The sequence below is a fragment of the Haloarcula sp. 1CSR25-25 genome (assembly GCF_032027985.1).
Lineage (GTDB): Archaea > Halobacteriota > Halobacteria > Halobacteriales > Haloarculaceae > Haloarcula.
Genome location: NZ_JAHYBW010000009.1, coordinates 101,476 through 114,652 on the forward strand (window position 1 = coordinate 101,476; position 13,177 = coordinate 114,652).

The 13,177-nt window shown below is 63.2% G+C and carries 10 protein-coding genes; 7 read left to right on the plus strand and 3 right to left on the minus strand.

Going from position 1 to position 13,177, the window contains the following annotated elements:
• Window positions 1-80: 80 nt before the first annotated feature.
• Window positions 81-935 carry a 3-keto-5-aminohexanoate cleavage protein gene (locus KZ498_RS20585; protein ID WP_312621256.1) on the plus strand — a complete coding sequence of 285 codons (855 nt, stop codon included), beginning with the start codon at window positions 81-83 and terminating at the stop codon, window positions 933-935.
• A 427-nt stretch (window positions 936-1,362) separates the two neighbouring features.
• Window positions 1,363-2,130 carry an IclR family transcriptional regulator gene (locus KZ498_RS20590; RefSeq protein ID WP_312621257.1) on the plus strand — a complete coding sequence of 256 codons (768 nt, stop codon included), beginning with the start codon at window positions 1,363-1,365 and terminating at the stop codon, window positions 2,128-2,130.
• Between the two features lie 612 nt (window positions 2,131-2,742).
• On the opposite strand, the gene KZ498_RS20595 is transcribed toward KZ498_RS20590, so the two are convergent.
• Together KZ498_RS20595 and KZ498_RS20600 are read right to left on the minus strand one after the other, a co-directional pair.
• A complete protein-coding gene (locus KZ498_RS20595) occupies window positions 2,743-3,042 on the minus strand; it encodes a DUF4242 domain-containing protein (RefSeq protein WP_312621258.1) in 300 nt (99 codons plus the stop codon).
• Window positions 3,043-3,242: 200 nt separating this feature from the next.
• On the minus strand, window positions 3,243-3,923 hold the full coding sequence (locus KZ498_RS20600; RefSeq protein WP_312621259.1) for a helix-turn-helix domain-containing protein: 681 nt from the start codon (window positions 3,921-3,923) through the stop codon (window positions 3,243-3,245).
• A 244-nt stretch (window positions 3,924-4,167) separates the two neighbouring features.
• Here KZ498_RS20600 and KZ498_RS20605 point away from each other — a divergent pair, with 244 nt between their 5' ends.
• From KZ498_RS20605 to KZ498_RS20625, 5 genes are all read left to right on the plus strand, one after another.
• On the plus strand, window positions 4,168-6,231 hold the full coding sequence (locus KZ498_RS20605) for a hydantoinase/oxoprolinase family protein (RefSeq protein ID WP_312621260.1): 2,064 nt from the start codon (window positions 4,168-4,170) through the stop codon (window positions 6,229-6,231).
• Complete coding sequence (locus KZ498_RS20610; protein ID WP_312621262.1) at window positions 6,228-8,081, plus strand: hydantoinase B/oxoprolinase family protein; 1,854 nt, start codon at window positions 6,228-6,230, stop codon at window positions 8,079-8,081. Before KZ498_RS20605 ends, KZ498_RS20610 begins: the two co-directional genes overlap by 4 nt.
• A gap of 44 nt (window positions 8,082-8,125) precedes the next feature.
• Complete coding sequence (locus tag KZ498_RS20615; RefSeq protein WP_312621263.1) at window positions 8,126-8,785, plus strand: isochorismatase family protein; 660 nt, start codon at window positions 8,126-8,128, stop codon at window positions 8,783-8,785.
• 96 nt (window positions 8,786-8,881) lie between these two features.
• Complete coding sequence (locus tag KZ498_RS20620; protein WP_312621264.1) at window positions 8,882-9,829, plus strand: isocitrate lyase/PEP mutase family protein; 948 nt, start codon at window positions 8,882-8,884, stop codon at window positions 9,827-9,829.
• Between the two features lie 128 nt (window positions 9,830-9,957).
• Window positions 9,958-11,601, plus strand: a complete 1,644-nt coding sequence (locus KZ498_RS20625; protein ID WP_312621265.1) for an ATP-binding protein — start codon at window positions 9,958-9,960, stop codon at window positions 11,599-11,601.
• Window positions 11,602-11,619: 18 nt separating this feature from the next.
• Here KZ498_RS20625 and KZ498_RS20630 read toward each other — a convergent pair whose 3' ends face one another.
• Complete coding sequence (locus KZ498_RS20630; RefSeq protein WP_312621266.1) at window positions 11,620-12,921, minus strand: PQQ-binding-like beta-propeller repeat protein; 1,302 nt, start codon at window positions 12,919-12,921, stop codon at window positions 11,620-11,622.
• Window positions 12,922-13,177 lie beyond the last annotated feature (256 nt).

Here is a 13,177-nt window from a genome sequence, read left to right on the forward strand (position 1 = left end):
TCACCCACGGGGGCGTCGAGTGTCGGGCCTCGCGGAGACCATCACAAATTTTAAATAGGTATTTCGAGTCGGTATTCAGTATGCCCTACAGCGGATACGCCGACTACTTCGAGAAGAAACTGATAATCAGCGTCGCGACGACCGGGGGACACCACGGCAAAGACGCGAACCCGAACCTTCCGGAGCAACCAGTCGAAGTCGCTCAGGACCTGGCGGCCTGTGAGGAGGCCGGCGCGTCAATCGTCCACCTCCACGCGAGGGACGAGGCCGGGGAGAAGACGAAGTCCGTCGAACGCTATCAGGAACTGCTCGACACCATCGACGAGTACTGCGACGACATCATCGTGAACTTCACCACCGGCGGTGGCGGTATCTTCTCCCGTGAAGAGCGCATCGCGCCAGTCCTCGAAACTGACCCGAGGCCGGAGATGGCGACGATGGACCTCGGCCCGATGAACTTCGGCCAGACACGGACGGCTATCAACACCCGCGAGCAAAACGAGGAGTACGCTGAACGAATGCGGGCCGCGGGCGTGAAACCCGAGCTCGAAGTGTTCAACCCGGGCCACTACCCCGAGATGGAGCATCTCATCGAGGAGGACCTCCTCGAGACACCGTACTGGTGTACGCTCATCCTCGGAATGCAGACGGGTACGCCCGCCCGTCCTCGAAACCTCCTGAATCTGGTGGACAACCTCCCCGAACCCGCCGAGTGGCAGGCGCTGGCTGTCGGTCGACATCAGCTGCCACTGACGACGATGGCCATCAGCATGGGCGGCCACGTCCGGGTCGGCATGGAGGACAACATCTACTACCGGAAGGACGAACTCGCAGAGAGCAACGCGCAGTTCGTCGAACGCACAGCCCGGATCGCCGACGAACTGAACCGACCTGTGGCATCTACCGAGGAGACCCGCGAGATTCTGGGGCTCTAAGGGAAGCAGCAGACGGATTCTGACGTCCCGACACACCTGGAGAGTGATATCTCGGGTGCACTCTATGCCCCTAATCCTTCATGATTGATTATCGCTCCATCCTCGTCTCGCGAATTGGCGCTCCAAACCCACAGATTGGTTGTTTTATACTTTTATCATCCTATGGAATTATAATTGTAACTGCATATATATGGTATTGTTCAAGGAAAGCCGTGTCGTGTGCAATATTTGCGCTGGCATCCATGCCAGCCGAACTTTATATACGTTCATCGAAGATGGTCTACACGGGTCTTCCGTAGTTGATTTGAGACAGTCAGCGGACCCGTAGCGACCCATCCAGCGGATTCAGAGGAGTATGCCAGACACCAACACTCACGAGGTATCCCCCAGCAGTGGATTTTATAAGTCGTGCCGCTAGTAGTGAACTATGGCAAACGACACACAGACACGGACCCTGCAAACGTCGAAGACGACTCTGGATATCATCAGAGCGTTAGAGGACAAGGGGGAGGCAAGGGTGACCGAACTGGCCGACGCACTCGACATGGCCTCGAGTACGGTCCACAGTCACCTCGCGACGCTGGCCGAAGAGCAGTTCGTCGCGAAAGACGGGGATTTCTACCGCCTGAGTCTCACGTTCCTCCGGCTCGGAACCCACGTGCGCAATCTTCGTGACGAGTATCAGGTCGCACAGTCCTACACGACTCAGTTGGCCGAAGAGACGGGCTGCCGGGCGGTATTCGTCGTGGAGGAACACGGCCGCGGCGTCTACCTCTACACGTACTCCGGGAAGCACGCCGTGTGGAGCTACTCGACGGTTGGCAAGCAGGCGCCCCTGCACGTGACTGCCAGCGGGAAGTCCATTCTCTCCGGCCTCCCACAGCAGCGCGTCGAGGAAATCATCGACCAACACGGCCTCGAACCGGAGACCGACAGGTCAACCACGGACCGGGAGGAACTGTTCGCCGAACTCGAGGAAATCCGGGAGCGTGGCTTCGCGTTCAACCACGAGGAACAACTGGAAGGCATCAAGGCGGTCGGCGTCCCGGTCACGGGGCCTGACAATCGGGTCATCGGCTCGTTCAGCGCCGCCAGCCCCGCGAAACGCATGGACGACGAGTGGTTCGAGACGGAACTCCCGAACCAGGTTCTCGGAATCGCCAACGAGTTCGAACTGGAGATCTCACTGCCCTGAACAGGAGGATACGGCTCCGGATATCGGCCGCACCGGTCCGTGAGTTCGCGTGTACTGAGAGTTACGGGTGAGACGACCTGCTTTGTTATCCTCGCCTTCGTCCCCGCCTCTTTACTATCCTCGCCTTCGTCCCCGTCTGGATAACAGCCGTACGTGTGTTATATGGCTGCTTTCTGACGGATTAACAGCGGCGATTGTGTCAGCTATCCCCACCTACCGGCGAATCGGATGAGTGACAACCCTCTCGGGGACGCTGGAGCCCTGGGACGGCTACTACTCTGTCGACAATCTACAAATTCTATGGCAAGCAGCTTTCTGGGTGGCGGTAGTTCATCGCTGGACGCCGGCCGCGCTACTTCGTATGTGTGCCTGATTAACATCGGTAGAGCACTGTTCAGTAGCGGGATACCATATTCATAGCCGAGGTAGCTCATATGTATTTATTTTACCTCAATTTGTCGACTTAATTGGGACACACGAGATGATTATGCTCTAATAAATAATTTAATAACCAAATCTAGAACAGAATCGAGAAAATATAAACAGAAGAGCCAAATATGCAGTACTATCAGGCCCAAAACGCCTAATTCGTATGTGTCCATTCCCGATGTACTACTCGCCTTCAAGCCTATGGCCACGACGGTCGATACGTGTGGCAGGGAGGCCAGCGCGGTCGGCATGCTCACGAACGGCCTCTTCGTCCTCAGCCCGGTAGTGACAGAACGTCCCAGTGACCTGTGCCTCTTCGTTCATCAGGACTTCAGATTCTACCCACCGAATCCCGACGCCCTCCTCTCGGAGCTCCGTAAGGACTTCACCGGAACGTTCGCCCGCCTGTTCGAGCTCCTGTTCACTGATGGGTTCATCCAGCTCTCGGAGGATCAGGAACTCCTCCAACTCCTGGTCCGACATCGCTTCCGGGATTAGAGTGTAATAAAGTTAACAGTACGTACCGTCCTGAAAGTAGTCTGACGACCGGTCCGGGCCCAAATCTCGTATTAGGGTAGCGGCAGCATCGAAGACTGACCGGACAGCCGCTATTGACCAGACAGAGCCGGCGGTTGCCTCCCCGGCAAAACCGCGTACGAAGTGCGGAGAGGGGGAGCCGCTGGTCATCTGCCGTGGTCGCCGTCTATCAGGTCGGACCCTGCCGAGTCGGGTTGCATGTTGTCCGGCGATTTCGATTCGTCAGCGAGGCCCATCGACACCAGCTTCCGTTCGGCCTTTCGGAGGTGCTCGTGGAGCGTCGCGCGGCTGATGTTCAACTCCTCGGCGAGGGCTTCGTTGTTGATCTGGCGTGGCCACTCGTAGTAGCCCCGGTCGAGTGCTTCGGTGACGACGTCCCGCTGGCGGTCGGTTAGCGGCGATTCGGTCCGCTCGGTGAACTCCTCGAGCTTTCCGAGCGTGACGGTTCCGAACTGCTCGAGGTCGTCGATAATGGCTTTGAGGTCTTCGCGGCGGAACACGAGGACGTTGTACTCGCGGTGGCGACCGCGCACCGTGTTCGAGCGGCGGAGCGTCCCGTGGTTCTGGTAAATCGCCGAGTAGGCACCACACGACGGTTTGGTCACGAGAAGGTTTACGTCGTCGAGCCGGTCGACGTACTCGACGTGGGGAGCGGCCTCCAGGGTCGCCTGGAACGTATCGGCGTGGACGCCGGCACGGAGGACGAACGTCACGGACCCGTTTCGGACCTCCTCGATCTCGATCGGCACCGGCCTGTCGATATCGGCCGTGAGCTCCCGGAGGATACACTCCCGGTGCTGGTTGAAGTGGATAGTAGCGGTGAACATCCTCGCGTCTCCTTAATGTGGGTGAGACCGGCTCAAAAAGGTATGTGAGAGCGTACCGGGCACCGGGCGTGCGACGGGGGACTCCGATTCCGCGGCGAACACCAGGCTGGACGGTCAGACACCATCATAAACGTTCCCGGGGACAGCGGGCGGTCCGGTCGACATGTCGTTATAAGAACTACCAACAGGTGTTGGGAAAACCCTTAGGCCTCGATGCGGAGTCTACCCACCCACGCGGTAACATATGACATATAACCTGGGTGTGGATGTCGGCGGGACCTTCACCGACGTGATCGTGTTCGACGAGGAGACGAACGAACTCACGATCGACAAGGTCCTCTCGACGCCGGCGAATCCATCAGAGGGCGTCCTGCGGGGTATCGAAGAGGCGACGGCGAAAGCCGACACATCGGTTGAGGAACTCGACCTGCTGTTTCACGGAACGACGGTCGTGACGAACATGTTGCTCGAAGAGACCGGCTCTCGTGTCGGGCTCATCACCAGTGCGGGTCACGAGGACATCCTTCACCTGGCGCGGGCCTGGACGCCGGGACCGCTGTACGGGTGGATCGGGATGGAGAAGCCAGACCCCCTCGCGGACCTCGTCGACACGCGCGGCGTGGCGGGCAAAATAAACTCCCCGGCTGGCGAGGAGACCCAACCGCTCGACGAAGCGGCGGTCCGCACGGCCGTTCAGGAACTGCAGGCGGCCGGCGTGGAGGCGGTGACTGTCGCCTTGCTCAACTCGTATCTCAACCCGGCACACGAGGAGCGGGTCCGCGAAATCATCGAGGCTGAAGCCCCGGGACTGCCGGTGTCCATCTCGTCGGATATCGTCCCGGAGTACGGCGAGTACGAGCGGACCCTGACGACGGTCATCAACGACTACGCCCGGCCGCAGGTCATCCAGTACCTCGACGACCTCGACGCGTCGCTCGAGGACGCCGGCTCGACCGCGAAGATGAACGTGGTCCGGTCGGACGGCGGACTGATGAGCTCGACGGCGGCCAAGCGCCGGCCGGTCGAACTCGCGCTCTCCGGGCCGAGCGGGGGCGTCGTCGGGGCGGCGACCATCGCGTCGAAGAAGGGCGTTCCGGACGTTCTGACGCTCGACATGGGCGGAACGTCGACGGACGTCTCGCTGGTCGAAGACGGGACGCCCGGGACGACTCGCCAGACCAAGGTGGGCTATCGGGAGTTCAAATCCCGGTCGGTGGACGTGAACACTGTCGGGGCAGGCGGCGGGTCTATCGCCCGTGTCCAGCTCAGCGGCGCGTTGCAGGTCGGCCCGGAGAGTGCCGGGGCCGACCCTGGCCCGGCCTGCTACGGCCAGGGGGGCGAGGAGCCGACCGTGACCGACGCCAACGTCGTTCTCGGCCGGATTCCGCCGATGGTCCAGCTCGGCGGGAAGATGGACCTCGACCATGAGGCCGCCCGCGAGGCGATTTCCGGAATCGCCCAGCAGCGCGACAGCACGGTCGAGGAGGCGGCACAGGCCATCCTCGACATCGTCAACGAGAACATGTACGGTGCGCTCCGCGTCGTCTCGGTCGAGCGCGGGTACGACCCACGTGACTTCGGCCTCGTCGCGTTCGGCGGCGCCGGCCCGATGCACGCGAACGCGCTCGTGGACGTGATGGGTGCGGACCCGCTCATCATCCCGCCGGGCCCGGGCGTCATGTCCGCGTTCGGCTTTCTCACCTCCGATGTCCAGAACGAGTTCTCCGAGACCTACTTGGAGACTGACCAGGACGTCGACGGTGCGGACGTCCACGCGGAGTTTCAGGCCCTGCAGTCCCGCGCGGTCGACTGGCTCGAATCCGAGGGCGTGACGGCAGAGGACCACGGCTTCGAGTACTACGCCGACTGTCGCTACTTCCGGCAGGACATACAGATGTCCATCCCGGTCGATATCGACAACCTCCGGAGCGACGCCGGCCTCGCCGAGATCAAGGACGATTTCGAGGCCAGACACGACAGACAGTTCGGGTTCTCGCTCGACGCCCCGCTGGAGATTGCAAACCTCCGCGTCATCGGCAAGGGCAGCATCGAGGGGGTCTCTATCGAGGCGACAGAGCCCGGCGACAGCGATCCGAGCGACGCGCAGGTGGACACGAACGAGGTGTACTTCGATGGCGACTACTACGACACACCGATCTACGACCGAACCGAACTGGCTCCGGGCAACGAGATTGCCGGGCCGGCGATCGTCGTCGAGGACGACTCGACGATCATCGTTCAGCCGGCCTACACGGCGAGAGTCGACCGGTATGCGAACCTCGATATCTCCCGAGGTGACGGCCGATGACCGGTGAGACGCCCGACTTCGTCGGCGAGCACGACGTCGATACGACGACGCTCGACATCATCGAGAACACGCTGGCGAACACCCGTGACGAGATGGACCGGGTCGTCGAGACGACGGCTATCAGTCCGGTCATCCGCGAGCAGTCCGACCAGTTCCCGCTCATCGCCGATGCGAAGGGGCGGATGGTCATGGGCCAGTTCGGCTCCGCGATAGACACCATCATCGAGAACTCCCCGTTCGACCGCGACGACCTCGCCCCCGGTGACGTCATCGCGACGAACGACCCGTACATGTGTGCCGGCGCGGTCTCACACACGCCGGATATGCTCCTGTTGCGCCCCATCTTCTACGACGAGGACCTCGTCGGGTTCTCCAGTCAGTGGGGGAACCTGATGGACGTCGGGGGGAAGACCCCCGGGAGCATGCCCGTGCAGGCGACGACTATCTTCGAAGAGGGGATGCGCCTGCCGCCGGTGAAGCTGTACAAGGAGGGGACCTTCGACAGTGAACTCCTCCAGACGTTCGCACACAACACGCGACTGCCAGACCACGCGGAAGCGGACATAAAGGCACTCGCCGCGGGTACCAAGGCGGCCGAGGAGCGCGTCCAGGAACTCTGTGACCGCTTCGGCAAGGAGACGTACGTGGCGGCGTGTGACGCCATCCTCGACCGGACTCGCGACGGGATGATCGACCTCATCCACGAGTTCGTCCCGGAGGGCGAACGCTACACGTTCGAGGATTACGTCGACGACGACGGAATGGGTAACGGCCCCATCAAGCTCCATCTGGAGATCTACCGCGAGGGCGAGACGGTGTATCTCGACTGGACGGGGACCGACGCCCAGGTGCCTGGGACGGTGAACTTCCTGCTGAACGAGAAGATGTTCAAGATGTTCACCGGCGTCTTCCTCATCATGGCGTTTGACCCCCTGTTGACGTTCAACGACGGCTACTACGACCTCTTCGAGGTCACGCTGCCCGAGGGGTCGGTCGTACAGCCGGAGTTCCCGGCCGCGCTGGGCAACCGCCTGCCGATGATGGCCCGGCAGTTCGACGTGCTGCAGGCGACGTTCTCCAAGCTCATCGACGGCTTCTCCGTCGCCGGCAGCTACGGCACCTCGCCCAACCTGGTGTACGCGGGCACCGACTCGGAGGGCAACGACTTCCAGATGCTCGAAATCCTCTACGGCGGGATTCCGGCTCGGCCCGGCGGCGACGGCCTGGACGGCCACTCGTGGTGGCCGCTGTTCCGGACGGTCCCGGCCGAGTACCAGGAGGCGTACTACCCGTTGAGCATCGACGAGTACAGCACGCGCACCGACACGGGCGGGGCCGGCACGTTCCGTGGCGGGCACGGCATCACGAAGGTGTACACCTTCGAGGAAGACGGCGCGATCACGTTCCAGGACGACCGCGCACACACCTATCCGTGGGGCGTCGACGGCGGGACACACGCCCAGACGAGCGAGAAGACGCTCGTCCGGACCGACGGCACCGAAGAGGAGCTGCCGTCGAAAGTCGAGAACGTCCCCGTCGAAGCGGGTGACAAGCTCGTGTTCAGCACCGCCGGCGGGGGCGGGCTCGGCGACCCGCTGGAACGGGACCCGGAGCAGGTCGCCACGGAAGTGCGACGGGGACTCGTCTCGGAGGAGGCCGCCGCCGAGGAGTACGGTGTCGTCATCACAGACGGTGCCGTCGACGAAGCGGCGACAGAGCAACGACGCGCGGACATCCGCGAGACCCGGGACGACCTCGACGAGTTCGACTACGGCCCGCTCCCGGACGACGACGACCTCGAAGCACAGATCGCCGCCGAACGGCGTGAGTTCAACAGCCGGGGGAACTGACCCCCGGCGTTCGTGCGCGTGGCCGACTGCGCGACTACCAACACATGCCCTGGACAGACGACCTCGACGACCACTACGGCGACAAGGAGTTCGGCGAGAGCGTCGGCTTCGGCGCACAGCCAGCGCTGCTCGTCATCGATCTGATAAACGCCTTCACTGACCCCGAGAGCGACCTGGGGGCGGACGTAAGCGATGTCCTCGAACAGACCGAGCGGCTCCTCGAGACGTTCCGCGAGCATGACCTCCCGCGGTACTTCACTACCGTCGCGTTCGAGGAGTCCTACGGCGACGCCGGTCGGTTCATCGAGAAGGTGCCGGCGCTGCGGGAACTCCGGCTCGGCAGCGACCGCGTCGCGGTCGACGACCGCATCGCGCCCGTCGGCGACGAGCGGGTCATCCTCAAGAAGTACGCGAGCGCGTTCTTCGGCACCGACCTCGAGACGGAGCTGACGACCCATCGGGTCGACACGCTCGTCATCGCGGGCGTCACGACCAGCGGGTGCGTGCGGGCGACGGCGGTCGACAGCCTCCAGCACGGCTACCGGACCATCGTCCCGGCGGACGCCGTCGGCGACCGGGCCGAAGCCCCCCATCGGGCCAACCTCTTCGACATCGACGCGAAGTACGGCGACGTCGTCCAGACCGATGACGTCGTCGCCCACATCACCGACACCGACACGGACGTACCCGACGCTGACACCTGACCCGATTATGAGACAACACCAGTACCAGACGGACTGTTTGCACCACCGACCCACGACAATCGACGGCTCTTTAGCGACAAAGTGGCTGGTGGGACCATGACCACCTCCGGGTCGGCACTCCGCGAGCGCCTCGACCGCGACGACCTCCTCGTCTGCCCCGGCGTCCACGACCCGCTCACCGCAGCCGTGGCCGACACCGTCGGGTTCGACGCAATCTACATGACGGGATACGGTACGTCCCTCTCGAAGGTCGGCTATCCCGACGCCGGGTTCATCACGATGCCGGAGATGATAGAGAACGCGAGCAACATCCAGGAGCGGATCAGCGTTCCGCTCATCGCGGACGCGGACAACGGCTACGGCAACGCCACGAACGTCGTCCGCACCGTCCGCGAGTACATCAAGGCCGGCGTCGGTGCGATCCATATCGAGGACCAGACGTTCCCGAAGCGGTGTGGCCACACGAAGGGGCGACAGGTCATCCCGAAAGACGAGGCTGTCGGGAAAATCGCGGCCGCCGCCGACGTCCGCGACGACCGGGACGAGTCGTTCGTGATTATCGCCCGGAGCGACGCCCGTGGAACGGGTGGCGGCTCACTCGACGAGGCGCTCGACCGGGTCAACGCCTATCTCGACGCCGGCGCGGACATCGGTTTCGTCGAAGGGCCGACCGACGCCGAGGAGCTACAGCGCGTCGGGCGGGCCATCGACGGCCCGTTGCTGTACAACTTCGTCGGCGACCTCGGGACCTCGCCGTACGTCGACATGGAAAGCCTCGACGAGTGGGGGTTCGACGTCGTGTTGTTCCCTATCCTCTCGACGCTGTCGACGATTGCGAACGTCCACGCCGACATGCAGGCCTTCGCCGAGGACCCGGCCGCGGCAATGCGCGGCGTCGACGATGCCTTCGACGCCCAGTCGCTCGGAAGCCTCCACGAGTTCTCTGGCTTCCCGGAAGTCGTCGAGTGGGAAGACCAGTACCTCCCGGAAGCAGACCAGGAGAAGTACGAGGGCTCGCTCGGCGACGACCTCGCCGACGAGTGACATCCTTCCCGCGGTAAACGGCGGGATTCTCCCCTCGAATCGTGACCCATCTACAGGCGGGCAGGCCGAGGCAGTTCACCGCGAGCAACAGATTTAATTTCGCATAGCATTTTGCGGCTATTAGTATAGTGTCGACTCTTTCGCCTCCTCTCAACCCAGTTTTTGTAGCGTACGTTCTTCTGTTCGGGGTTTCGGCACTCGCCTGTTTCGCAAGTCTCCCCCGTGCTCGTGCAATCACCAACGACGGCACCCGACTGGGCCTGGTCGCCCTGCTGGTCACAAGTGGTGGGTGGTCGGTAGCCCACCTCGGATTCCTTCTCGCTCCGTCCATCGAACTCAAACTCGCGTTCTACCACGCCGGCCTGCTCGTCGGACTCAGCACCGTCGGACCGTGGTTGTACTTCTGCTCGGCGTACACCGGGCGCAATCTGCACAAATCCACCCCGATTCGGTGGGCCGCGGTCGCTGTGTTCGTCCTCATCTCGCTCGTGAAACTCACGAACCCGCTCCACCAGCGGTACTTTCAGTCGGAGGTGTTGGCCACTCCGTTCCCGCATCTCTCGATTCTCTCACAGGAGCTGCACTGGCTCGCCATGGGTATCGCCTACGCGCTGGCCGTCGTCGGCTATTTCATGCTCTTCGAGTTGTTTCGGCAGGTGGGACACGACACCAAACCCCTGTTCGGACTCATCGGGCTCACGGGACTCCCGATTGTCCTCGATGCGCTCGCAGTCGTCAGTCCGACGATAATCAATATCACGTACGAGCCCCTGGGGGTGGCCGCTTTCGCTGTCGGCGTGCTCTTCGTTTTCATCGACGATTTCCAGACCGTCCAGCTGACCGGTCAGCAGGACGACCCGGTGCTTGTCCTGGACGACGAGTCCCGGGTCCGCGATTTCAACAGGAAGGCCAAGGAGCTGTTTCCCGACCTCGAGGTGGGCGAGGACATCGACTCAGTGCTCCCAGAAATCGCCGAGTACATCAACGGCGGCCAGGACGACGCCGTCTTCGAACTCGAACTGACGGGCGGGTTCAAGTATTACCACCTCGGCGTCCGACCGTTCACGACCGACCGGAGTCGCCTGGGGACATCGGTGGCGTTCACCGACGTGACCGAACGCGAGGAGTACCGCCGTGAACTGGAGCGCCAGAACGAGCGACTGGAGCAGTTTGCGAGCATGGTCTCACACGACCTTCGAAACCCGCTGAACGTCGCACAGGGTCGTGTCGAGTACCTTCGGGGGGAAGACGACAGCGAACACCTGGCCGCGACAGGCCGCGCCCTCGACCGCATGGAGGGACTTATCGAGGACGTGCTCGCGCTTGCCCGACAGGGCCAACCGATAGCCGAGCGCGACCGCGTCACCCTCTCTGTGGTTGCCAAGGAGGCCTGGGCCGTCGTTGAATCGGACACCGCGACTCTCACCGTCGACAGCGACTGGACGTTTATCGCCGATTCCACGCGGCTCCAGCAACTCTTCGAGAACCTCTTCCGGAACGCTATCGAGCACGGCGGAGCCGACGTGGTGATCAGGGTTGGGGCCCTCGACAACGGGGCCGGGTTCTATATCGCGGACGACGGGGTCGGAATCCCGGTCCAGGACCGCGAGCGGGTTCTCGAATCGGGGTACTCGACAGCAAGCGACGGGACGGGACTGGGGCTGTCCATCGTGAGCGAGATCGCTGCAGCCCACGACTGGCAGATAGACGTGACCGGCAGCGACGAGGGCGGCGCTCGCTTCGAATTCTCCGGGGTCCACGACGAGGAGTGAGTCGTCGGTCCGCGAGCGTCACCGCAACGCGAGGAGTGTCCCCCCGTCGATGCCGTACAACGTCCCGTCGACCAGGGCTAGCCTATCTATGGCAGCGTCCGTCCGCCAGCGCTCAGTGCCATCCGTCTTGTCCAGGGCCCTGATGCTCTCGTCGAATCGAACGAAGACGGTATCGGCCGTGACGACGGGCGGCTCGTAGCTCGCGACTGTCCGCCCGACGGTCCAGCGGACCTCGCCGGTCTCCGCGTCCACCGCTCGGAGTTCCCGTGTCCCGTCACCGAGGTCAGCCCCGACATATATCCTCCTCCCGTCGGTCGCCATCTGTCCGTGGTCGCCGCCGAGTTCCCAGCGGAGGCTGCCCCCGTCGTCGACCGCCTTCACCACCCCTTCGACCACCGTGACGGCGCTACAGTCGGTCGCGATCAGATCAGTGACGAACGGTCGCCGCTCCTCCGGGTCCTGGAACCGGGACGTCCAGACAGTGGTCCCGTCGCTGCGATCAAGCGCGTGGAGTCTGCCCTCGCGCGTTGCGATGTACACGACATCGGCCCCGACGACCGGCCCCTCAGTCACGTGGTGGCCGAACGCAGCCGCACGACTCCAGGCGGTCGACCCGTCGTCGGTCAGCGCGCGGATAGTTCCCCGGTCGGAGCTCTCTTCCAGCGCGAGGTAGAGGCGGTCATCGCCGGCGATGAACCCGCTTGACTGGGCAGTGAACTCGCGCGTCCATCGACGGGTCCCGTCCGTCCGGTCGAACGTGACCACCAGTGCGTTGCGGTCCTCGGTCTCGGCGAAGACGACCGCCAGATTCCCCCAGACGACCGGATGTGACGGGGACCGGAACTGCCTGGATGCCCACCGCCGGTCACTGCTCTCGGCGTCCAGGGCGTGGACGTGTCCGTACATGGGGCGTTCGGGACCCTTGTCCAGTTGGTTCGTGAGGTAGATGTCGTCGCTGTCACCGACCGGCTGGCCGTATAACGGCGTTGCATAGCTGTCGTCTGGCACGGTCGGCTCGGCCTCCCAGGCGACCGCCGGCGCGTCATCGAACCCCTCCGGGTCGGCGACGTAGCTGTCGCGGGCGGGGCTCCGCCGTGGCACCGGCCAGGCTGTCCCGGGCCGCGATGCGGTGTCGCAATCTACTTCGCTCGACTTCTCAGTTCCTGGCCCCGTTTCGCTCGCCGTCGCTGCCGACGATGCGGTCGACGTCGACCGCTCGGACGGCGTCCCGGTCTGGGACCCAATCTGGCAGCCGCCCAGCAGCGCAGCGGCGCCGGCCCCCAGCAGCCCGAGGAGGGAACGTCGCGACCGGTTTGGCATAGCTGACAGTTCTCCACATCCAGTAAAATGCTTTCTGCCGCCCCCGGTGGCGGTGGTCTGCTGGTCCCCCACCGCCGAAGCTACCCGTTCAGTCCGAGTTGATGGCCGGTGACGACAATGCACCGACCGCTCTCGTAGGAACTGACAAACGAGTTGCTACGAAACGGTTACTGCACTGCCCGTGAACACTCCCGCTGTTCGATACTAGCACTACTCACAGTACCAATCGGCTCTTCACCGAGCAGGCGTCTCGCAG

Coding starts and splice junctions, on each gene's coding strand:
- KZ498_RS20595 (WP_312621258.1), bottom strand. CDS start 3,042: ATGTCGGACCAGGAGTTGGAGGAGTTCCTGATCCTCCGAGAGCTGGAT.
- KZ498_RS20605 (WP_312621260.1), top strand. CDS start 4,168: ATGACATATAACCTGGGTGTGGATGTCGGCGGGACCTTCACCGACGTG.
- KZ498_RS20600 (WP_312621259.1), bottom strand. CDS start 3,923: ATGTTCACCGCTACTATCCACTTCAACCAGCACCGGGAGTGTATCCTC.
- KZ498_RS20585 (WP_312621256.1), top strand. CDS start 81: ATGCCCTACAGCGGATACGCCGACTACTTCGAGAAGAAACTGATAATC.
- KZ498_RS20630 (WP_312621266.1), bottom strand. CDS start 12,921: ATGCCAAACCGGTCGCGACGTTCCCTCCTCGGGCTGCTGGGGGCCGGC.
- KZ498_RS20590 (WP_312621257.1), top strand. CDS start 1,363: ATGGCAAACGACACACAGACACGGACCCTGCAAACGTCGAAGACGACT.
- KZ498_RS20610 (WP_312621262.1), top strand. CDS start 6,228: ATGACCGGTGAGACGCCCGACTTCGTCGGCGAGCACGACGTCGATACG.
- KZ498_RS20615 (WP_312621263.1), top strand. CDS start 8,126: ATGCCCTGGACAGACGACCTCGACGACCACTACGGCGACAAGGAGTTC.
- KZ498_RS20620 (WP_312621264.1), top strand. CDS start 8,882: ATGACCACCTCCGGGTCGGCACTCCGCGAGCGCCTCGACCGCGACGAC.